Source organism: Kocuria himachalensis (assembly GCF_054784195.1).
The window spans coordinates 130,058-150,432 of sequence record NZ_BAAGPL010000001.1 but is presented as its reverse complement, the minus strand read 5'-3'; the positions used below and the strand labels follow the sequence as shown (position 1 = coordinate 150,432).

The 20,375-nt window shown below is 74.4% G+C and carries 17 protein-coding genes; 12 read left to right on the top strand and 5 right to left on the bottom strand.

The annotated features are described in order from the left end of the window. Positions 1-85 precede the first annotated feature (85 nt). Genes ACYVM4_RS00735 through ACYVM4_RS00720 form a run of 4 tightly spaced genes read left to right on the top strand, consistent with a single transcriptional unit; the run spans position 86 to position 6,292 of the window. Positions 86-2,782 (top strand): bifunctional acetate--CoA ligase family protein/GNAT family N-acetyltransferase, encoded by a 2,697-nt coding sequence (locus tag ACYVM4_RS00735; protein ID WP_460667334.1) that lies wholly within the window; start codon positions 86-88, stop codon positions 2,780-2,782. A gap of 15 nt (positions 2,783-2,797) precedes the next feature. Next, positions 2,798-4,363: a serine/threonine-protein kinase gene (locus tag ACYVM4_RS00730; protein WP_460667333.1), complete on the top strand. Its 1,566-nt coding sequence runs from the start codon at positions 2,798-2,800 to the stop codon at positions 4,361-4,363. 46 nt (positions 4,364-4,409) lie between these two features. Next, entirely contained in the window at positions 4,410-5,120 is a 711-nt protein-coding gene (locus ACYVM4_RS00725; RefSeq protein WP_368821222.1) for a DUF5998 family protein, read from the top strand. Continuing rightward, positions 5,117-6,292, top strand: coding sequence for an alkaline phosphatase family protein (locus ACYVM4_RS00720; protein ID WP_460667332.1), 1,176 nt, complete (start codon positions 5,117-5,119; stop codon positions 6,290-6,292). The genes ACYVM4_RS00725 and ACYVM4_RS00720 overlap by 4 nt, the downstream gene beginning before the upstream one ends. 79 nt (positions 6,293-6,371) lie before the next feature. Here ACYVM4_RS00720 and ACYVM4_RS00715 read toward each other — a convergent pair whose 3' ends face one another. Both ACYVM4_RS00715 and sepH read right to left on the bottom strand, forming a co-directional pair. Beyond that, positions 6,372-7,100 (bottom strand): hypothetical protein, encoded by a 729-nt coding sequence (locus ACYVM4_RS00715; protein ID WP_460667331.1) that lies wholly within the window; start codon positions 7,098-7,100, stop codon positions 6,372-6,374. 156 nt (positions 7,101-7,256) lie between these two features. Then, positions 7,257-8,621, bottom strand: a complete 1,365-nt coding sequence (gene sepH / locus ACYVM4_RS00710) for a septation protein SepH (RefSeq protein ID WP_460667330.1) — start codon at positions 8,619-8,621, stop codon at positions 7,257-7,259. Positions 8,622-8,920: 299 nt separating this feature from the next. Here sepH and ACYVM4_RS00705 point away from each other — a divergent pair, with 299 nt between their 5' ends. Continuing rightward, entirely contained in the window at positions 8,921-9,220 is a 300-nt protein-coding gene (locus ACYVM4_RS00705) for a DUF4193 domain-containing protein (RefSeq protein ID WP_368821225.1), read from the top strand. 93 nt (positions 9,221-9,313) lie between these two features. On the opposite strand, the gene ACYVM4_RS00700 is transcribed toward ACYVM4_RS00705, so the two are convergent. Continuing rightward, positions 9,314-9,835, bottom strand: coding sequence for a DUF3093 domain-containing protein (locus ACYVM4_RS00700; protein ID WP_460667329.1), 522 nt, complete (start codon positions 9,833-9,835; stop codon positions 9,314-9,316). 111 nt (positions 9,836-9,946) lie between these two features. On the opposite strand from ACYVM4_RS00700, the gene dut reads away from it, so the two are divergent. The 4 genes from dut to ACYVM4_RS00680 all read left to right on the top strand — a co-directional run bounded on the left by dut (position 9,947) and on the right by ACYVM4_RS00680 (position 12,286). Next, a complete protein-coding gene (gene dut / locus ACYVM4_RS00695; RefSeq protein ID WP_460667392.1) occupies positions 9,947-10,375 on the top strand; it encodes a dUTP diphosphatase in 429 nt (142 codons plus the stop codon). A 73-nt stretch (positions 10,376-10,448) separates the two neighbouring features. Beyond that, positions 10,449-11,156 carry a DUF3710 domain-containing protein gene (locus tag ACYVM4_RS00690; RefSeq protein ID WP_460667328.1) on the top strand — a complete coding sequence of 236 codons (708 nt, stop codon included), beginning with the start codon at positions 10,449-10,451 and terminating at the stop codon, positions 11,154-11,156. 3 nt (positions 11,157-11,159) lie between these two features. Continuing rightward, positions 11,160-11,564, top strand: a complete 405-nt coding sequence (locus tag ACYVM4_RS00685; protein ID WP_368821229.1) for a single stranded DNA-binding domain-containing protein — start codon at positions 11,160-11,162, stop codon at positions 11,562-11,564. Beyond that, on the top strand, positions 11,561-12,286 hold the full coding sequence (locus ACYVM4_RS00680) for a DUF3159 domain-containing protein (protein WP_460667327.1): 726 nt from the start codon (positions 11,561-11,563) through the stop codon (positions 12,284-12,286). Before ACYVM4_RS00685 ends, ACYVM4_RS00680 begins: the two co-directional genes overlap by 4 nt. Before the next feature lie 15 nt (positions 12,287-12,301). On the opposite strand, the gene ACYVM4_RS00675 is transcribed toward ACYVM4_RS00680, so the two are convergent. Further along, the gene (locus ACYVM4_RS00675) at positions 12,302-12,985 is read right to left on the bottom strand and encodes a potassium channel family protein (RefSeq protein ID WP_368821231.1); all 684 of its coding nucleotides are present in this window, start codon (positions 12,983-12,985) and stop codon (positions 12,302-12,304) included. Then, positions 12,985-13,731: a potassium channel family protein gene (locus tag ACYVM4_RS00670; protein ID WP_368821232.1), complete on the bottom strand. Its 747-nt coding sequence runs from the start codon at positions 13,729-13,731 to the stop codon at positions 12,985-12,987. The genes ACYVM4_RS00675 and ACYVM4_RS00670 overlap by 1 nt, the downstream gene beginning before the upstream one ends. Before the next feature lie 85 nt (positions 13,732-13,816). Between ACYVM4_RS00670 and ACYVM4_RS00665 the strand changes: the two genes are divergently transcribed. The 3 genes from ACYVM4_RS00665 to ACYVM4_RS00655 all read left to right on the top strand — a co-directional run bounded on the left by ACYVM4_RS00665 (position 13,817) and on the right by ACYVM4_RS00655 (position 20,229). Continuing rightward, positions 13,817-15,829, top strand: coding sequence for an APC family permease (locus tag ACYVM4_RS00665; RefSeq protein ID WP_460667326.1), 2,013 nt, complete (start codon positions 13,817-13,819; stop codon positions 15,827-15,829). Then, positions 15,826-17,235: a class I SAM-dependent RNA methyltransferase gene (locus ACYVM4_RS00660; RefSeq protein WP_368821234.1), complete on the top strand. Its 1,410-nt coding sequence runs from the start codon at positions 15,826-15,828 to the stop codon at positions 17,233-17,235. Before ACYVM4_RS00665 ends, ACYVM4_RS00660 begins: the two co-directional genes overlap by 4 nt. Before the next feature lie 168 nt (positions 17,236-17,403). Then, positions 17,404-20,229: an aconitate hydratase gene (locus ACYVM4_RS00655; RefSeq protein WP_460667325.1), complete on the top strand. Its 2,826-nt coding sequence runs from the start codon at positions 17,404-17,406 to the stop codon at positions 20,227-20,229. The last annotated feature ends 146 nt before the right edge of the window (positions 20,230-20,375 follow it).

Sequence of the window (20,375 nt, the reverse complement as noted above, 5' to 3'; positions counted from 1 at the left end):
CCCGGCGGCTCGGCGTTCGAGATCGTCCGGGGACGCACCGGGACGCACCGTTGACGGTGCAGGTTTGTCTACTAGCCTGAAGTCTATGGTTCCAGAGACCGCGGACACGGACGACGCCGGGCAGTACCCCGAGTACTGGGAGGCCGACGTGATCCTGCGCGACGGCGCGACGGCGCAGCTGCGCCCGATCTCCCCGGAGGACAAGGACGCGCTCCTGGCCTTCCACCAGTCGCAGTCCGAGAACTCCATCTACCTGCGCTTCTTCTCCTACAAGCCGACCCTCTCCGCCCGGGAGCTGGAGCGGTTCACCCGGGTGGACCACCGGGACCGCGTGTGCTTCGTGCTGCTGCTGGGGGACCGCATCATCGGCGTGGGCCGCTACGACCGCACGGACCGGTACGACGACGCCGAGGTCGCGTTCATGATCTCGGACGCCCACCAGGGACGCGGCATCGGCTCGATCCTGCTCGAGCACCTCGCCGCGGCCGCGCGCGAGAACGGGATCGACCACTTCTCCGCGGAGGTCCTGCCCGAGAACCGCAAGATGCTCCGCGTGTTCGCGGAGGCCGGCTACGAGCTCACCCGCAAGTTCGACGACGGCGTGGTGGTAGTGGGCTTCGACATCGACCCGACCGAGAAGTCGCTGGCCGTGATGGCCGCGCGGGAGCACCGCGCCGAGGCCCTGTCCATGGCCGATCTCCTCTCCCCGTCCTCGATCGCCGTGATCGGGGCGTCGCGGGACCCCGGCCACGCCGGGCACGCGCTGGTCGAGCACCTCGTCGCCTCCGGGTTCGCCGGCCGGCTCAGCGGGGTGAGCCCCACGCCCTTCGAGCGGGAGGGGATGACCCACGCCACCTCCATCGGGGAGGTCCCCGAACCCGTCGACCTCGCCGTGGTCGCCGTGCCCGTCGACCAGGTGGCCGACGTCGTGGACCAGTGCGGCGCGGCCGGCGTGCGCGCCGTCGTGGTGGTCACGGGCGGGTACGCCGAGGCCGGCGCGGCCGGGCAGGCCCGGCAGAGCGAGCTCGTGCGCCGGGCGCGCTCCTACGGGATGCGCCTGGTCGGCCCGGCGAGCCTCGGGCTCTACAGCACGGCCCCGGAGTCCCGCTTCAACGCCTCGATCCTGCCCACCGTGCCGCGGGAGGGCCCCGTGGGGCTGTTCAGCCAGTCGGGGGCCATCGGCATGATGCTCAACGCCGCCGCGCTGCGCCACGACGTGGGCGTGTCCACGTACCTCTCCGCCGGCAACCGGGCGGACGTCTCCGGCAACGACATGATGCAGTACTGGGAGGACGACGCCGCGACCCGCGCGTGCGGGCTCTACCTGCAGTCCGTGGGCAACCCGCGCAAGTTCTCCCGCATCGCGCGCCGGCTGTCCCTGACCAAGCCCGTGATCGTGGCCAAGAGCGAGGTCACCGGGCTGCGGCTGCCTCCCGGCCACACCGGGCGCACCACCCAGGCCCCGCCGGGGGCCCTGGACGCGATGTTCCGGCAGGCCGGGGTGATCCGCGCGGACACGAGCGAGCACCTGATGGACGTGGCCGGGATCCTCGCCGGCCAGCCCCTGCCCGCGGGCGCCCGCACGGCCCTCGTCTCCAACGCGCTGGCCCTGGGCCAGCTCATGGAGGACCGGTGCATGCAGCTGGGACTGGACGTCGCGGTGACCCAGGCGGGCGTCCGGACCGCGGACGGCGGCGAGGACGCCCTCGAGGCGCTGCGGGCGGCCGTCGACAGCTGCCTCGGGGCCGAGGCCGTCGACGCCGCGGTCGTCACGCTGATGCCGATCCCGGACACCACGCCGGAGGCCGTGGCCGAGCTCGTGGGGCGCGTGGGGCGGGAGCACGGCAAGACCGTGGTGGTCGTCTTCACGGGCAGCACCGAGCCCGGGGCGGTCTCCGCCCTCCACCACGCCGACGGCGGCCTGGACGTGCCGTGCTTCGACTCCCCGGGGGCGGCCCTGCGCGCGCTCGCCAAGGTGGTGGACTACACCCGGTGGCGCGCCCAGGACCAGGGTCGGCTCGCCGAGCCGAAGGGCATCGACGCGGAGGCGGCCGAGACCTTCGTGGAGACCGTGCTGCCCCGGGTCTCCGGCGACGAGCTGCTCGAGCTGGACGGGGACCAGGCGCGGGCGCTGCTGGACACCTACGGCATCGGCCTGCTGCCCAGCGAGAGGTTCACGGATCCCGAGGACGCCCCGGCCTCCGCCGCCCGGCTCGGCTACCCCGTGGCCCTGAAGACCACCGACCCCAACCTCCGGCACCGTCTGGACCTGGGCGGCGTGCAGCTCAACATCCAGGACGACGGGCAGCTGCGCGCGGCCATCGAGACCATGCACCGGGCGCTCGCCCCCTTCGGCACCTTCGACCTCGAGGTGCAGGCCATGGCCCCCACCGGCCAGTCGGTGGTGCTCCGGGCCATCGAGGACCCCCTCATCGGACCCGTGGTCTCGTTCGGGATGGCGGGGGACGCGGTGAATCTCCTCGAGGACTGGGCCCACCGGGTGCCGCCGCTCACCGACCAGGACGTGCGGCGGATGGTCCGCGAGCCCAAGGCCTCCCGCAAGCTTTTCGGCCACCAGGGGGTCCCGGCCGCGGACGTCGACCGGCTCGAGGACCTCGTCTCCCGGGTGGCGCTGCTCAAGGACCGGCACCCCGAGATCGCCCGTGTGGAGCTGAACCCCGTGCTCGTCTCCAGCGGCTCCGTGACCGTGCTCGGGGCCTCGGTCGGCATCGGCAACGCCCGGCAGCGGACGGACAGCGCGCGCCGGGCCATGCGCAGCTAGGCGGGCCCGGACTTCGTGGCGGACACCATAGCCGGTCGGTACACCCTCATCGACCCCATCGCGCGTGGCGGCAGCGGGTCGGTGTGGCGGGCCTGGGACGGCCGGCTCCAGCAGCTGTGCGCGGCCAAGGTGCTGCGCCAGCGCGACTCCGCGGACCTGCTGCGCTTCGCCAGGGAGCAGTCGGTGAAGCTGGACCACCCCAACGTGCTCGCCCCGTACGGGTGGGCCGCGGAGGACGCGCACGTGGTCATCGCGATGCCCCTCGTCCACGGCGGCACCCTGGAGTCCGCCCTGCTCGACAACGGGGCCGCCTCGGTGGAGCTGACCGAGGAGATCCTGGCCCAGCTGCTCCAGGCGCTGCAGTTCGTGCACGCCCAGGGCTGGGTGCACCGGGACGTGAAGCCGGGCAACCTCATGCTGGACAGCACCGGGACGGGCCGGCCCCACGTCCTGCTCTCCGACTTCGGCATCGCCGTGCGCGTCCAGGACGCCCGGCTGACCCGGACGGGCACGGTGGTGGGGACCCCCGGCTACCTGCCCCCCGAGGCCTACGAGCTCACCGACCCGGACCCCGCGCAGGACCTCTACGCGGCGGGCATCACCGCGCTGCGGATGCTCGACCCCTCGCTGGAGCCGCAGGAGAGCATGGGACCCGACGACGCGCGCGCGGTGGTGGGGGAGGAGGGCGACCTCGCGGAGCACCTCGCGGCGCTGCTCACCCCCGACCCCGCCCAGCGCCGCGACGCGGCCGTGGCCGTGCTCCACGAGCTCACCGCGGGCGCGGCGCGGCGGCGCTTCGACCCGGCCCGCACGCGTGACGGGGAGCCGTTCGAGGTCTTCGACGTCCTCGAGCCGCTGCCGGAGCCGTGGGCGAGCCGGGTGCGGACCGGGTGGGACGGCGGGGACGGGACGGCCGGCGCCGGGCTCGGCGGCGGAGCCGCCCCGGGCGCGGAGACCGGCGGCCGGTTCCCGGACGGCCCCGACACCCCGGGCACCGGCTCCGCCGGCACCGCTTCCGGAAGCACCGGTCAGCGGACGGTCGGGACCACAGTGGGCGGCAGCGGGGTGGCCGACACCGGCGGCGCCGGCAGCGGAACGACCGGCAGCGGGAGATCCGGCACCGGGGGAGTCGACACCGGGTCGGGCGACGACGAGGTGCCGGACCCCACTGGGTCCGGGCGCAGCGCATCGGGGGACGGGGGGCCCGGGCGCGACGGCTCCGGGCACGGCGGGTCCGGCGCCGGCGACCCCGGCCGGGACCGGGCGGGCCGCGGGCCCGCCGGGGGGAGGGCCACGGAGGCGCTCCCGCGGCCGGCGCGGACCGGGCGGCGCCGCGGGGGCCGAGCCGTGACCGGCGTGTTCGTGGTCCTCGTGGGGATGACCGCGCTGCTCAGCGGCTATCTGCTGCTCGACCCCCTGAACTCCGCGGACCAGGTGCCCGATCCTGGGGCCTCGCCCACGGTGACGCGCAGCACGGACGGGACCCCCAGCCCGGCGCCGGAGGAGAGCCCCGTGGTGCTGGAGCGGGTCTGCGAGGACATCGGTGGCGGGCAGGAGCGCTGCTACTTCCGCGCGCCCTGAGGGCCCGTGTTGGGAACGGACGCGACCGTGGGGGAAAATGGCCCCCATGACGTATTCAGGTGAGCGCGGCCAGCGGCTGGTCGAGGACATCAACAAGGCCGGCTTCTACCCGCAGCTGGTGATCGACGTGGTCCAGGACTCCCTGGACGGCCGGTCCCCGGTCTCCCACCTCGTGCAGCTGGAGACCCACATCGACCGGACCGAGGTGCACCGCCACACCACCGTGCTGGTGCTCGCCGAGGACGTGCTGCACGTGACGCACGTGGACGACGAGGAGTTCGACGAGAGCGGCCGGGACGTCGTGGCACGGGTCTCCACGGAGACGGTCGGCATCTCGCAGATCCGCTCGGTCACGCTCAGCTACTCGTACTACCAGCCGGCCAACTACCGGCCGGACAGCCCGATCTCCGAGGTCACGCTCGCCATCGCGTGGACGGGCACCCTGCACGTGGACCTGGCGCCCGCGCTGTGCGAGGACCCCCAGTGCCAGGCCGACCACGGCTACACCGGCACGGCCGCCCGGGAGGACATCGTGCTGCGGATCAGCGCGGAGGCCGACGGCCCGACCGCCGTGGAGGGGGCGCGGGAGTTCGCGCGCACGCTGCGCCGGGCCAATCTCGCCCCTCTGACCGACGGCGCGCAGATCGCCCAGCCGGCCCACGGGCGCACGCCGGCTCCCCGGCGGGCGGCCGACGCCACCCCCCGCACCCGGTTCACCGACCGGTTCACCGGCCGGGACAGCGGCGCCGCCCGGTGAGGGCGGTCCAGGAGGTCCTGCCCGCGCTGCCCGCCGACCTGCCGGGGCCGCCGCGCTACGGCAGCCGCTCGGTCGCGGAGGTCATGTCCTCGGCCGCGGCGTCCCTGGGCGTGCCCGGCTTCCGGGACGCGCTGGGCCTGCCCTCCGCCCGGAGGGTCGTCGTCGTCATGGTGGACGGACTCGGGCGGGCCCAGCTGCGGGCCCGCGCCGGGCACGCCCCCGGCCTGGCCGGCGCGCAGAACCTGGCCACCCTGGACGCGGCGTTCCCCACGACGACGGCGGCCTCGCTGGCCTCCCTCGGCACGGGCGCCGCCCCCGGGGCGCACGGCCTCGTGGGCTACGACGTGCTGGACCCCGACCGGGACCGGGTCGTGAACCAGCTCGGCGGCTGGGACGCCGCCGTGGACCCCCGCACGTGGCAGCCGCTGCCCACGGTGCTCGAGCGCGCCGCCGAGCACCTCGACGTGGTCACGGTCAGCCGGGGCAAGTTCGCCGGTTCCGGGCTCACCGACGCCGCCCTGCGCGGCGGCCGGTTCGTGGCCGCGGAGGGACCGGCGGCGCGGGTCAGCACCGCCCTCGACCAGCTCGCCGCGGGGCGCGACACCCTCATGTACTTCTACTGGGACGAGCTCGACCGGACCGGCCACGCCCGGGGCTGGGAGTCCTGGGAGTGGACGGCCCAGCTCGAGGAGCTCGACGCGTCCCTGCGCCGCCTGGTCGCCCGGGTGCCGGCCGGCACCACGGTGCTGGTGACCGGTGACCACGGCATGGTGGACGTCCCCCGGGACGCCCGCGTCGACTTCTCCGAGCTGCCGGGGCTGCTGGACGGCGTCCGGCACACGGCCGGCGAGCCCCGCACGGTGCAGCTGCACCTGGAGCCGGACGCGACGGCACAGGACGTCCGCTCGCTCGTGGCCGCCTGGCGGGAGCAGTTCGGGTCCCGGGTGTGGGTCCTCTCCCGGGAGTCCGCCCTCGACGCCGGCTACTTCGGCCCGCCGGCGCTCGTGCGCGACGCGGTGCGCGGGCGCATCGGCGACCTCCTCGTGCTGGCGAGGGAGCCCCTGGCGCTGTTCGACCTGGGCCGGCTCCGCCCGAGCGTCCTGTCCATGGTCGGCCAGCACGGCTCGCTCACCCGCGCCGAGCGGGAGGTCCCGCTGCTGCGCCTGGCCTGAACGGCCCGCGCCCCGGGACCTGCGCGCGGGGAGCGGCGGCCGAGCTGCTGCGGCCCGGGCCCCGACCGGGGGCTCGGGCTCAGGGTGCGGGCGAGGCGTCCCCGTCGGCGTCCTCCCCGGCGGCCGTTGCGGCCCCGGCCGCACCGGCGCCTCCGCCGTCCGCGCCTTCGCCGTCGGGATCCCCTTCGTCCGGGCCGCCGTCCTCCGTGCTGTCCCCGTCGACCTCCGAGGGCGCTCCGGGGGTGGCGGGGCCGGGCTCCGGCGAGGACGGCGGCGGCGCGGACGGAGCGGGCGGAGCGGGCGCCGGTGCGGGCAGCACGGGCTGCGGCGGGGCGGGGGCGGGAACGACGGGTGCGGGCACGACCGGTTCGGGGACCACAGGCGCCGGGGGGACGTACGGTGCCGGCGGCGCCACCGGAGCCGGTGGCGGCGGGGCGGGCTCCTCCGCCGAGGGGCTCGGCGTGGGGGAGGGCGTGCGGGAACGGGACGGCGTGGGCGAGGCGGTGGGTGTGGCGGTCGGCGACCTGGTCACCGTGGGGGCAGGGGTGAAACCGGCCTCCTGGCCCGCGCCGAAGAGGTCGCGCCCCACTCCGCCCAGGTAGAGCGCCGCGACCCCGGCCAGCACCACGAGCACGACCGCGCCGAGGACCAGCCCGGCGACGAACCGTCCGGGGCCGGATCCCCGGACGAGCTCGGCCGGCGTCTCCGGAGTGCCGGAGGCGCCGCGGACGCCGGCGTCGCCGGACTCCGGGTCGGCGGCCTCGCGCTCGTCGTCCCCGAAGAGGTCGTCCTGGATGGAATTGCCCATGTCGTGCTGCCCCTGACGTGGTGTCGTCCGTCCGGGCCGCACGCGGGATGGGGGAGCGCGCGGACCCGGAGGAACGGCGCGGAGCCGTCCCCTGCTGCGTGCACTCTAACCCGTGCCGGCCCGGCGGCGCCGGACGGCACGCACCGGCGCCGGGGCTCAGTCGGACGGGCTGCCGAAGACGATCTCGTCCCAGCTGGGCACCGAGGACCGTGCGGAGCGCCGGGCCTTGGCCGTCTTGTTGCGCGGACGGGGCCGTTCGGGCGTGGCCTCCTCCGCGGGACCGGAGTCCTCGGGCTCCTCGCCGGGGACCGCGGGGGTCCCGGCGGCGGAGCGGTCGCCGGGGGAGTCCTCGCCCGGGACGTCCCGGCCCGTGGAGTCCTCGGCCCCGGGGGCCGCGTCACCGGAGTCGTCCGCGTCCGGCCGCTCCCCGGGACGGGCGGCGTCGACGCCGTCGGTCGGCTCCCGCCCGTCCTGCTGGGCAGCCTCCTGGGCGCCGTTCCGCGCGGCGGGCTCCTCGACGAGCTCTCCGGTGGGCCGGTCGGCGGGCTGCTCGGCGAGCTGGTCGACCCGCTGCTCCGCCGTCCGGGCCGTGGGCTCCCCGACCGGCTCCGGCGCGGTGCCGGTCTCGGGGAACCGGGTGGCCGGCTGGAAGGGGCGGTCGAAGACGGAGCTGTCCTCGGGGGCGGAGAGCGGACGGGGCCGCCGCTCGACGTGCCCCATGCCGCGGCCCAGGATCTCGGCCAGGGCGTCGTCCCCGTCGGCGTCCTCGCCGATGCGCTGCCCGCGGCGGGCCTGCAGGACGTCGAGCAGGTCGTCGGCCTCCACGGCGGACCGGCGCAGCTGCGTGAGCTCGGGGTCGAGGCCTCCGTCCAGGACGCCGAGGCCCGTGCCGAGCGGTGTGTCCGGGGTGCCGGCCTCCGTGAGGGCCTCGGCCCACGCGTTCGCCGGCCGGACGCTCTGGTTCGCCGGGTTGTAGAGCCACTCGGCCAGCGGCTCGTCGTGGGCGGGCGCGGCGGAGCGGTCGACCACCGAGAACCGGGCGACCACCGCCCACAGGTGGTCCTCCCGCTGCCACGAGTCCCACTCGAGGGAGGAGGGGTCCACCCCGAGGTCGGCGGCCCGGTGGGCGACGGCGCGGCCCAGAGTGAGGGGCTCGCCCTCGAAGACGGAGTGGTACCCGCGGTGCGCGGAGCGGTCCTCGATCTCGACCTTCTGGGCCTCTGTGGCGACATGGGCGCGCTCGGCGAGGATCGGCCACTCGTAGCGGCGGACCCGGGCCGCCTCCCAGCCGCTCTCGGCCACGATCTCCTCGACCGTGGCGCCGGAGCGGAACCGGGCCTGGATCTCGCGGGGCCCGAACTGGCCCGTTCCCCGCTGGCGGGCGCCCGGCAGCCGCCGGGCGCGCTGGACGGCCAGGCGCAGCTCCTGGTCGATCCGCAACAGGTGGCGGGTGCCTGCCTCGTCCTCGACGACCAGGTGCTCACCGTCGTCGTGCACACCTGCCAGGCGCAACTGCTCCATGCTGTCATTCCTCCGGGGTGGTTCTCGGGTGCGCTCGGGGTCGTCGAGCGGGCGCTGCGGGGCGGGTCCGTCGGTCGCGGCCGACGTGCCGGCCGGGACCCGCCCCCAATCCTACTGGCCGTCGCACGACCCCGGCCGGAGGCCGTCCGCGGACGGACCCGGCCGCGTGTTCACGGGCCCCGGGGTGGTTGGATTTTTGCCCTCGGATGGTGAACAATCTACGCGACACAGAGCCCGGTGGGCGGCGCAGAGCCGTGCCGGAGCCCGCCCTCGGACCCCCAATGGAGCGAAGACCGGACATGGCCACTGATTACGACGCGCCGCGCAAGCAGGACGACGAGCTCAAGGAGGACTCGATCGAGGAGCTGCAGACGCGCCGCACCGATCCTCAGTCCGGCAGCGTGGACGAGGACGAGGCGGCCGCGGCCGAGACCTTCGAGCTGCCGGGCGCAGACCTGTCCAACGAGGAGCTGTCCGTCGTCGTGCTGCCGGCCCAGGAGGACGAGTTCACCTGCGGCTCGTGCTTCCTGGTGCGCCACCGCTCCCAGATCGCCGAGGACAGGGGCGGGGTGAAGTACTGCGTCGAGTGCGTGGGCTGAGCCCCGCCGGGCCGAGCTCGTCCGAGAACCGGAAGAACCCCGTCGCGACGGTCGTCGCGGCGGGGTTCGTCCGTGCGGAGGTGCCGGCCGCGCTCACGGGCGCTCGGAGAGCACCTCGACGATCTGCTCCGGGTGCCGGGTCGAGGTGAGCCAGTAGGGCGTGGGGTCCACGGGGTCGGTGATGCGGATCCGCACCACCGGGCCCACGGACGCCCGGAAGTTCATGAACGCCCGTCCGTCCAGCTCGGGGCCGCGGACCCGGCGGACGTCGTCGCCGCGGAAGGCCTCGGCCTCGCCCACGAACCGCCGCTCGATGCGGGCCCGGCCGACCTGCAGGGACTCGCCGGTGACGACGATGGTGGTGCTGGAGGCCACGAGGGCCACGGCGGTGCCGCCGCCGACGACGACGGCGGCCGCCCCGGCCACCCACGGGTCGATCGGGGCGAGCGCCACCAGGGCGACGACGGCCGCGAAGAGCACGAGCAGCCACATCCACCACGCGGGGGTGAGCTTCTCCTCGTAGAGGATCTCGGCAGCGGACCGCTCGGAGGAGGGCCGGCGGGGCTCGCGGGGGCCGTCGGCCGGGGATGCACTGGAGGACGCAGAACGGGGCATGGCTCTAGCGTCTCACGACTGCGCCCGGGGTCCGGCGCGTTAGAGTGGGGCACTGTGAACCACCAGTCGACAGGCCACCGGCCCCCGTCGGGCAACGGGCGCCCGCTCAGCATCGCGCTGCAGGCCCTCGACCCGGACCTTCCCCTGCCCGCCTACGCGAAGCCCGGAGACGCGGGCGCCGACCTGCGCTCGCGCCAGGACGTGGTCCTCGGCCCGGGGGAACGGGCCCTGGTGCCCACCGGCGTGGCGATCGCGCTCCCCGAGGGGTACGCCGGGTTCGTGCACCCCCGGTCGGGACTCGCGGCCCGGCACGGCATCACGGTGGTCAACGCCCCGGGCACGGTGGACTCCGGCTACCGTGGCGAGATCATGGTCACCCTGCTCAACACGGACGGGTCCGAGCCCTTCACGGTCCGCCGCGGCGACCGCATCGCCCAGCTCGTCGTCCAGCGCGTCGAGCAGGCCGCCTTCGAGGTCGTCGACGTGCTGCCCGGCTCGGCGCGCGGCGGCACGGGCTTCGGCTCCAGCGGCACCGCCTGAATCCACGAGCCGCCCCCCCCCACGAGCTCACGCCACGAGCCGGCACCGCGTGCCGGCGGAGGAGAACGACAACATGTTCGGTCGCAAGAAGAACAAGTCCGCGACGCAGGACGCCGCCGCCCAGCAGCCGGAGGCCGCGCCGAGCGCGGAGGACGCCGCGGCGGCGCGGCGCCGGGAGCCGCAGGGCCCGCTCGACGTCTCCCAGGTCGACGACCGCGACGGCTACCTCGACCTCGGCGCCGTGCTCGTGCGTCCCCGCAAGGGGCTGGGCGTGCGGCTCGAGGTGGACGAGCGCACGCAGCGCCCCCGCGCCGTCGCCCTGGACCTCGACGGCGGCTCGGTCCAGGTCCAGGCGTTCGCCGCGCCCCGCTCCGAGGGGCTGTGGGACGAGGTCCGCCGCGAGCTCGTGCAGTCGCTGCGCACGAGCAACGGCGAGCCGACGGTCGAGGAGGGGCCCTTCGGGCTCCAGGTCGTGACCCGCTTCCCGGCCACGGCCTCCGACGGGACCCACGGCTTCCGCCTCGCCCGCTTCGTGGGCGTCGACGGTCCGCGCTGGTTCCTGCGGGCCGTCTTCACGGGCACCGCGGCGGTGACCGCGGAGTCGGCCGCGGCCCTCGACGAGGTCGTGCGCGAGCTGGTCGTGGTGCGCGGCGACCGGCCCATGCCTCCCCGGGAGCTCCTCACGCTGGTCGTGCCCGAGGACGCGGTCCGCGGGACCGCCCCGGAGCCGGAGGCCGTGCGCCCGCCGCGGCGGGGCCCCGAGATCACCGAGATCGGCTGAGCCATGTCGAGAGCAGGCAACGGGGACGCCCGGCCGACGCCGGGGACGGGGGCCATCGACGTGGTCGCCGAGGCGCCCGTGTGCGCGGGCGACCTCGATCCCTCGACCGCCGCCGGGGGACGCCGCCGGGTGATGGCGACCGGTCTCGTGGTGGAGGTGACCGTGCCCCCGGTGACCGGCGCGCAGAACTACACCGCCCTGCTCGCGCCGGACTGCCCGCAGGCGCCGGGCGACGCGGACCCGGTCGCCCCCCGGCCGCTGCGCCTCGTGTGGCACGGGCAGCGCACCGTGCCGGGCGTCACCGCGGGCACGCGGCTGCGCTGCGTGGGCGTGGTGAGCTTCCGGGACGGGCGCCCCTCGATGTTCAACCCGCGCTACGAGATCATTGCGAAGCAGGTCAGCAGATGACGGACCCCCAGGACCCCGGGAGCACCGCCGGCGAGCCCGGCCGCGGCCAGGACGTGGAGCGCTCGATGGCCGCCTACGCCGCGCGCTCGGGCATGCGCCGCAAGGACAACGGTCAGCTCGACGTGCTGCACGCCGTCGGCGGCTGGCGCGGACTGGCCGAGACGATCCTGCCGGGCTTCGTGTTCCTCGCCGTGCTGCTCGTCGGCAACACCCTCGGGGTCGCGCTCGTCGCGTCCCTGGGCACGGCCGCCCTGTTCACCGCGCTGCGCCTCGTCCAGCGCCAGAGCCTCGTGCAGGCCGTGTCCGGCCTCGTGGGCGTGGGCGTCTGCGCGCTGTTCGCGCGGGCCACCGGCGAGGCGCTGGACTACTACGTCCCCGGCTTCTGGATCAACGCCGCCTGGTTCGGGGGGCTCGGCGTGTCCCTGCTCGCCGGCTGGCCGCTGCTCGGCGTCTTCTACGGCTACATCCGCGGGGAGGGCGCGCACTGGCGCGACGTCCCGGTGCGCCGTCGCGCCTACCAGGTGGCCACGGTCATGCTCATGGCGCTGTTCGCGGCCCGCCTCCTCGTGCAGGTGCCCCTGTACCTCACGGAGAACCTCACCGGCCTGGGCGTGGCGCGCCTGGTCATGGGCGTACCCCTGTACGCGCTGACCCTGTGGCTCGCGTGGCTCGTCTCCCGGCCCCCGGAGCAGATCGCCGCCCAGGAGCAGGACACCCCCTGAGACCCGCCGCCGGGCTCAGGCCCGGTGGGGCTCGTGCCGTCCGGCGGTCGTGAACATCGCGCGCAGCTGCGCCTCGCCCTCCGTGGTGGAGACGAAGAAGAGCTGGTCGGCGCCCTCGACCACGTCGTCCCCCGAGGGGGTGATGGGGACCCCGTCGCGCAGGATGGCGACCAGCGTCACGTCCGGCGGCCACGGCACCTGGGAGACCATCGTGGCGATGATCGGGTGCTCGTGCGGCACCGTGTAGGCGGACAGGGTCGCCCCGCCGGTCTGCAGGGTCAGCAGCCGCACCACGTCGCCGACCTCGACCGCCTCCTCCACGAGAGCGGTCATCAGCCGCGGCGTGGACACGGCCACGTCCACGCCCCACGCGTCGTCGAAGAGCCACTCGTTCTTGGGGTTGTTGACCCGGCCCACCGTGCGGGGCACGCCGAACTCGCTGCGCGCCAGGAGGGAGACCACGAGGTTCGCCTTGTCGTCGCCCGTGGCGGCGACGACGACGTCGGTCTCCTCCAGCCCGCCCTCCCGCAGCGTGGAGAGCTCACAGGCGTCCCCGATGATCCACTGGGCGCCGCGCAGGTCCGAGCGGCCGATCACCTCGGGCTTCTCGTCGAAGATCACCACCTCGTGCTGGTGGGAGAGCAGCTCCCGGGCGATCGAGGCGCCCACGGCGCCCGCGCCCACGATGACCACGCGCATCAGGATCCTCCCCGGGAGGTGTCGTCGGAGCCGGGCGCGTCGTCGGACTCCCGGCGCAGGGAGTTGGCGAAGTCGAGCACGTCCGGGCCGGGCGGGCGGGACAGCACGCGGGACACGGCCTCGACGTCGTCGGTGCGCATCATGGCGTGCACCACGTCGCCCTGCTGGTAGCTCATGTCGGGGCCCGGCAGGACGCCCTCCCCGAAGCGCGTCACGAACGCGATCCGCACCCCCGTGGCCTCCTGGATCGCGTCCAGGTGCAGCCCGGACCACGAGTCGTCCAGGGACAGCTCGCCGAGCTGCAGCCGTCCCGAGGCCTCGCGGAAGTCGGCCGTGATCGTCTGCTCGGGCAGGATCCGGCGCAGCGCCTGGTCGGCGCTCCAGCGCACGGCGGCGACGGTGGGGATCCCCAGCCGCTGGTAGAACTCCGCCCGGGAGGGGTCGTAGATGCGGGCCACCACGTGGCGGACCTTGAACGTCTCGCGCGCCACGCGCGCCGCGATGATGTTGGAGTTGTCCCCGCTCGAGACGGCCGCGAAGGCGTAGGCCTCCTCGATCCCGGCCCGGCGCAGCACCTCCTGGTCGAAGCCGAGGCCGGTGACCTTCTTGCCCTCGAAGGACCTGCGCAGCCGCCGGAAGGCGCGGTCGTCCTGGTCGATCACCGCCACGGTGTGCCCGGAGTCCTCGAGGGCGTGGGCGACCATCACGCCGACGCGTCCCACTCCCATGATCACGAAATGCGCCATGCCTCTCAGCCTAGGTCACCCCGGGGGCGCGGCTCGCACGGGGTGCGGCGGACAATCGGTGCGGGACGGACTACCGTGGGGAGCCGTGCAGAGCATTCCCCGGGCGCTGAGACGTGCACTCGTCGGCAAGCCCATCCACAACGAGCGGTTCAGCGACGCCGTGCTGCCCAAGCGCACGGCGCTGCCGGTCTTCTCGGCGGACGCCCTCTCCTCGGTGGCCTACGCCCCCGACGAGATCATCCTCACCCTCGCGCTCGCGGGCACCACGGCCGTGGCGGTCTCCCCGTGGGTGGGCCTGGCCGTGCTCGTGGTGCTCACCGTGGTGATCACCGCCTACCGGCAGAACGTGCGCGCCTACCCGTCCGGCGGCGGCGACTACGAGATCGTCTCCAAGAACCTCGGCCGCACCGCGGGGGTGGGCGTGGGCGCGGCCCTGATGGCCGACTACGCCCTCGTCGTGGCGGTGTCCATGGCCACCGCCGCCCAGTACGTCACGGCGGCGCTGCCCGCGCTCGCCGGGCGGCGGGTGGAGCTGGCCGTGGCCGGGATCCTCTTCGTGGGGCTGCTCAACCTGCGCGGCCTGAAGTTCATGGGCCGGGCCGCGGCCGTGCCCACCTACTTCTTCCTCGCCGTCCTGGCCGCGCTGCTGCTCGTCGGCCTGGGCCAGGACGTCACCGGTTCCCTGGGGGACGCCCCCAGCGCCGGGCGGGAGGTCCTGCCGGCCGCAGGCTTCGACGCCGGGCTGGCCGGTCTGGCGGGCGCGCTGCTGGTGCTCCGGGCCTTCTCGTCCGGGGCCGTGGCGCTGACCGGCGTGGAGACCATCACCAACTCGGTGCCGTACTTCCGCAAGCCCCGCGCCGCCAACGCGGCGGCCACGCTGGGCGTGCTCGGCGCGCTCTCGGCGGCCCTGCTGGCGGGCGTGCTGTACCTCGCCGACCGCACGGACGTCGTGGTGGTCGGCGACCCGGAGGAGCAGCTGCTCGTCGACGGCCGGCACCCCGGTCCCCACTTCTTCCAGGACCCCGTGCTGGGCCAGCTCGCCAGGACCGTCTTCGGCACCGACTCCCTGTGGTTCTTCGTGCTCGTCGCCGCGACCGTGGGGGTGCTGATCCTCGCCGCGAACACCGCCTTCTCCGGCTTCCCCACGCTGGCGTCCCGGCTGGCGCGGGACGCCTTCCTGCCCCGGCAGCTGCAGGCGCGCGGGGACCGCTTCGCGTTCACCAACGGCATCCTGCTGCTGCTGCTCGTCGCCGTGGTCCTCACCGTGGCGTTCGGCGCCAACGTCAACGGCCTCATCCAGCTCTACATCGTGGGCGTGTTCGTCTCCTTCACGCTCACCCAGGCCGGCATGGTCCGGCACTGGGCGCGCGTCCGGCGGATGCGCCCGCACCCCGGGGTCCGCCGCGAGCTGTTCCTGCGCCGCGCCGTGGCCCTGATCGCCTTCGTGCTGTGCGCGGCGGTGCTCGTCGTCGTGCTCGTCACCAAGCTCACGCAGGGCGCGTGGATCACCATCGTGGCCATCGTGGTGCTCAGCGCCGTCATGGCGGGGGTCCGGCGGCACTACGACGCCGTGGACGCCGAGCTCGCGCTGCAGCCCGACTCCCCGGTCCGGGCCCTGCCCTCCCGGGTGCACGCCATCATCTACGTCTCCTCCGTGCGCAAGCCCCTCATGCGCGCCCTGGCCTACGCCCGGGCGTCCCGGCCCTCGACCCTCGAGGCCGTCGTGGTGGACACCAACGCCGCCGCCACCCGCCGGATCCTCGACGAGTGGCGGCGCCTCGAGATCCCGGTGCCGGTGACCGTGCTCCACGCGCCCTACCGGGACACCATCGACCCGGTCCTCGACCACGTGCGCGGCGTGCGCCGCAAGTCGCCCCGGGACCTGGTCGTGGTGTACCTGCCCGAGTACGTGGTGCGGCACCGCTGGGAGCGGCTGCTGCACAACCAGGCCATCCGGCCGCTACGGGCCCGCCTGCACCAGGAGCGCGGGGTCATGACGGCCTCCGTGCCCTGGCACCTGTCCTCCGCGTCCGGCCAGGACACGGGCCCCGAGTCCGCCCCCGAGTCCGCCCCAGAACAGAGAGCGCCCCGCCCGTGACCCCGTCCCGCCCCCCGGCCCCCGCCGGGCCCCCGGAGCCCGCCGAACCCGTCGAGCTCGAGCTGCGCCTGGGCCCCGTCGCCCACGGCGGCCACACCGTGGCCCGCACCGGCGAGGGCCGCGTGGTGTTCGTCCGCCACGGCCTGCCCGGCGAGCTCGTCCGTGTCCGCCTCACCGACAGCGGCCCCGCGGCCCGGTTCTGGCGCGGCGACGTCGTGGCCGTCCACGAGGCGGACCCCCACCGGCGGGCCGAGCACGTGTGGGCCCCGGCCGACCCGCTGCTGACCTGGCGGCGCGGCGAGCCGCCCGTCGGCGGCGCGGAGTTCGGCCACGCCGAGCTGGAGGCCCAGCGCGCCCTCAAGGCCGCCGTCGTCACCGAGCAGCTCACCCGCCTGGCCGGGCTCGAGATCGGGCTCGACGTCGAGGCCATGCCGGGGGAGGACCCGCAGGGCCGCGGCTGGCGCACCCGCGCGCACTTCGCCGTCGACCCCGCCGGACGGATCGGGATGCACCCCCACCGCAGCGCGGCCGTCGTCCCGGTGGACGCCTTCCCCCTCGTGGTCCCCGCCATCGACGCCCTGCGGCTCGGGCGGCTCGACCTGCGCGGGACGGAGCGGGTCGACGTCGCGGCCCCCGCCGACGGCGGGACGCCGCTGGTGCACCTGAGTCTCGCCGCCGGGGCCGACCGGCACCGGCTGCGCCGCGAGCTCGCACGACTCACCGCGGACCGGGACGTCTCCGTCACCGCCCGCGCCGAGGGGGAGCGCGAGACCGAGACGTGGGCCGGACAGCCGTCCGTCGTCGAGCACGTGGGCCCGCACCGGTGGGAGGTCTCCGCCGAGGGGTTCTGGCAGATCCACCGTGCCGCGCCCGCGCTGCTGCACCGGGAGGTGCCCGCGGCCGCGGGGGCCCGCCCGGGGGAGCACGCCCTCGACCTCTACGCCGGCGCCGGCCTGTTCACGGCCGCGCTCGCGGACGCCGTGGGGGCGACGGGCACCGTCGTCGCGGTCGAGGGCTCGCCGGTCACCAGCGCCGACGCCCGTCGCGCCTTCGCCGGCCGGCGGGAGATCCGCGTCGAGCGGGGCAGCGTCGACAAGGTGCTGGCGCGGACCTGGCCGCGGGCGGCACCGGCCCGTGGCCGCGGCCGCCCGGCCCGGGGCGGCGGCACGGCCCGCCCCGACGTCGTGGTCCTGGACCCGCCCCGGGCGGGCGCCGGACGGACCGTCGTGGACCAGCTCGTGGCGCTCGCCCCGCGCCGGATCGCGTACCTCTCGTGCGACCCGGCCACGCTGGCGCGGGACCTGGGCCGGTTCCGCCGCGCCGGGTGGCACGTGCGGTCGGTGCGCGCCTTCGACATGTACCCGAACACCCACCACGTCGAGACGCTGGCGGTCCTCGAGCCCTGACGGGCGCACCCGTCCACATGCGTGACGGCGGCCTCCCGGGGCGTATCGGAGTCACCGGGCTCACACGGGCTACACTGACAGGTGACTGTTCACGGGAGAACCTCCGGCGCTCCGCCGGTGTCCTCCCGCGGGCGTTTCCAAGACGGTGGCGAGAGGAGTTCCACGCATATGAGCACGGTGGACAGCTTCGGGGCCAAGGGCGTTCTCGACGTCAAAGGCACCGAGTACGAGATTTTCCGACTGAACACGCTGGAGGGTGCGCAGAAGCTCCCGTACAGCCTGAAGGTTCTGCTCGAGAACCTGTTGCGCACCGAGGACGGCGCCAACATCACCTCCGAGCACATCGAGGCCCTGGCCAACTGGGACCCCGAGGCCGAGCCCAGCATCGAGATCCAGTTCACCCCGGGTCGCGTGATCATGCAGGACTTCACGGGCGTGCCCTGCATCGTGGACCTCGCCACCATGCGCGAGGCCATCGCGGACCTCGGCGGCGACCCCACCCGCGTGAACCCGCTCGCCCCGGCCGAGCTCGTGATCGACCACTCCGTGCAGATCGACTCCTTCGGGACCTCGGACTCGATCGGGATCAACATGGACATCGAGTACCAGCGCAACGGGGAGCGCTACCAGTTCCTGCGCTGGGGCCAGACGGCGTTCGACGACTTCAAGGTCGTCCCCCCGGGCATGGGCATCGTCCACCAGGTCAACATCGAGAACCTGGCCCGCGTCGTGATGACCCGCGAGGTCGACGGCGTGCTGCGCGCCTACCCGGACACCTGCGTGGGCACGGACTCGCACACCACCATGGAGAACGGCCTCGGGGTGCTCGGCTGGGGCGTGGGCGGCATCGAGGCCGAGGCCGCGATGCTCGGCCAGCCCATCTCCATGCTCATCCCGCGCGTGGTCGGCTTCAAGCTGACCGGCCAGATCCCGGCCGGCGCCACCGCCACCGACGTGGTGCTGACCATCACCGAGATGCTGCGCAAGCACGGCGTGGTCGGCAAGTTCGTGGAGTTCTACGGCGAGGGCGTCGGAGCGGTGCCCCTGGCCAACCGCGCCACCATCGGCAACATGAGCCCCGAGTTCGGCTCCACCGCCGCGATCTTCCCGATCGACGACGTCACCCTCGAGTACCTGCGCCTGACCGGCCGCACCGACGAGCAGATCGACCTCGTCGAGGCCTACGTCAAGGAACAGGGCATGTGGCACGACCCGTCCGAGGAGATCGCCTTCTCGGAGTACCTCGAGCTGGACCTCTCCACCGTGGTCCCCTCGATCTCCGGGCCGAAGCGGCCGCAGGACCGGATCGCGCTCACCGAGGCGAAGGCCCAGTTCCACGAGGACCTGCAGAACTACGCCACGAGCGTGGACGAGGACGCCACCGGCAACACCGCGGACGACCAGTCGGCCCAGTCCTTCCCGGCCTCCGACGCCCCGGCCTACATGCCGGAGCACAGCCACACCAAGAACGAGGAGCCGCGCGAGCACCACGCCTACGCGGAGTCCGACCGCCCGACGAAGCTGGTCCCCGTGACCATGCCCGACGGCCGCGAGTTCGAGCTCGACCACGGCGCGGTCTCGATCGCGTCGATCACGTCGTGCACCAACACCTCGAACCCGTCGGTCATGATGGCCGCGGCGGTGCTGGCGCGCAACGCCGTCGAGAAGGGGCTCAAGGCCAAGCCGTGGGTCAAGACCTCGATCGCCCCGGGCTCGAAGGTCGTCACCGACTACTACGAGAAGTCCGGTCTGGTCCCGGCGCTGGAGGAGCTCGGCTTCTTCATCGTGGGCTACGGCTGCACCACCTGCATCGGCAACTCCGGCCCCCTCGAGGACGAGATCTCCCAGGCCATCCAGGACAACGACCTGGCCGTGACCTCGGTGCTCTCGGGCAACCGCAACTTCGAGGGCCGGATCAACCCGGACGTGAAGATGAACTACCTGGCGTCCCCGCCGCTGGTCATCGCCTACGCCCTGGCCGGCAACATGGACTTCGACTTCGAGAACGAGTCCCTGGGCCAGGACGCCGACGGCAACGACGTGTACCTCAAGGACATCTGGCCGGACCCGGCCGAGGTGCAGAAGATCATCGACGCGTCCATCGACACCGAGATGTTCACCTACCAGTACGGCACCATCTTCGACGGCGACGAGCGCTGGCAGAACCTGGACACCCCCACCGGCAAGACGTTCGAGTGGAACCCCGAGTCCACCTACGTCCGCAAGCCCCCGTACTTCGAGGGCATGACGATGGAGACGACCCCGGTCGAGGACATCACGGGAGCCCGCGTGCTGCTGAAGCTGGGCGACTCGGTCACGACCGACCACATCTCCCCGGCGGGCTCGTTCAAGTCCGACACCCCGGCCGGCAAGTACCTCATCGAGAACGGCGTCCAGCGCAAGGACTTCAACTCCTACGGCTCGCGCCGCGGCAACCACGAGGTCATGATCCGGGGCACCTTCGCCAACATCCGGATCAAGAACCAGCTCCTGGACGGCGTGGAGGGCGGCTACACCCGCGACTTCACGCAGGAGGGCGGCCCGCAGGCCGCCGTCTACGACGCCTCGATCAACTACCAGCAGGCCGGCGTCCCGCTGGTCGTGCTGGGCGGCAAGGAGTACGGCTCCGGGTCCTCGCGCGACTGGGCCGCGAAGGGCACCTCCCTGCTGGGCGTCAAGGCCGTCATCGCCGAGAGCTACGAGCGCATCCACCGCTCAAACCTCATCGGCATGGGCGTGCTCCCGCTGCAGTTCCCGGCCGGTGAGTCCGCGGACTCCCTCGGCCTGGACGGCACGGAGACCTTCGACATCCAGGGCGTGACCGGGCTCAACGAGGGCACCACCCCGAAGACGCTCAAGGTCACCGCCACGAAGGAGGACGGCTCCACCGTCGAGTTCGACGCGGTCCTGCGCATCGACACGCCGGGCGAGGCAGACTACTACCGCAACGGCGGCATCCTCCAGTACGTGCTCCGGAACATCGCGAAGTCCTGATCCCAGGGCGTTCGCGGCACGCAGGGGCCCGGTCCGGGAACGGACCGGGCCCCTGCGTGCTGACGGGCCCGTCGGGGCGAACGAGTAGGATCGGGGAAGCGCGCCGCCCCGGACCCCCGGGGGCCAGCGGCGCGAGCGACCACGAC

Excerpts from the sequence above, each read along its gene's own strand:
- ACYVM4_RS00735 (WP_460667334.1), top strand. The coding sequence starts at position 86 with ATGGTTCCAGAGACCGCGGACACGGACGACGCCGGGCAGTACCCCGAG.
- ACYVM4_RS00725 (WP_368821222.1), top strand. The coding sequence starts at position 4,410 with ATGACGTATTCAGGTGAGCGCGGCCAGCGGCTGGTCGAGGACATCAAC.
- ACYVM4_RS00715 (WP_460667331.1), bottom strand. The coding sequence starts at position 7,100 with ATGGGCAATTCCATCCAGGACGACCTCTTCGGGGACGACGAGCGCGAG.
- sepH (WP_460667330.1), bottom strand. The coding sequence starts at position 8,621 with ATGGAGCAGTTGCGCCTGGCAGGTGTGCACGACGACGGTGAGCACCTG.
- ACYVM4_RS00705 (WP_368821225.1), top strand. The coding sequence starts at position 8,921 with ATGGCCACTGATTACGACGCGCCGCGCAAGCAGGACGACGAGCTCAAG.
- ACYVM4_RS00700 (WP_460667329.1), bottom strand. The coding sequence starts at position 9,835 with ATGCCCCGTTCTGCGTCCTCCAGTGCATCCCCGGCCGACGGCCCCCGC.
- ACYVM4_RS00690 (WP_460667328.1), top strand. The coding sequence starts at position 10,449 with ATGTTCGGTCGCAAGAAGAACAAGTCCGCGACGCAGGACGCCGCCGCC.
- ACYVM4_RS00685 (WP_368821229.1), top strand. The coding sequence starts at position 11,160 with ATGTCGAGAGCAGGCAACGGGGACGCCCGGCCGACGCCGGGGACGGGG.
- ACYVM4_RS00680 (WP_460667327.1), top strand. The coding sequence starts at position 11,561 with ATGACGGACCCCCAGGACCCCGGGAGCACCGCCGGCGAGCCCGGCCGC.
- ACYVM4_RS00675 (WP_368821231.1), bottom strand. The coding sequence starts at position 12,985 with ATGCGCGTGGTCATCGTGGGCGCGGGCGCCGTGGGCGCCTCGATCGCC.
- ACYVM4_RS00670 (WP_368821232.1), bottom strand. The coding sequence starts at position 13,731 with ATGGCGCATTTCGTGATCATGGGAGTGGGACGCGTCGGCGTGATGGTC.
- ACYVM4_RS00655 (WP_460667325.1), top strand. The coding sequence starts at position 17,404 with ATGAGCACGGTGGACAGCTTCGGGGCCAAGGGCGTTCTCGACGTCAAA.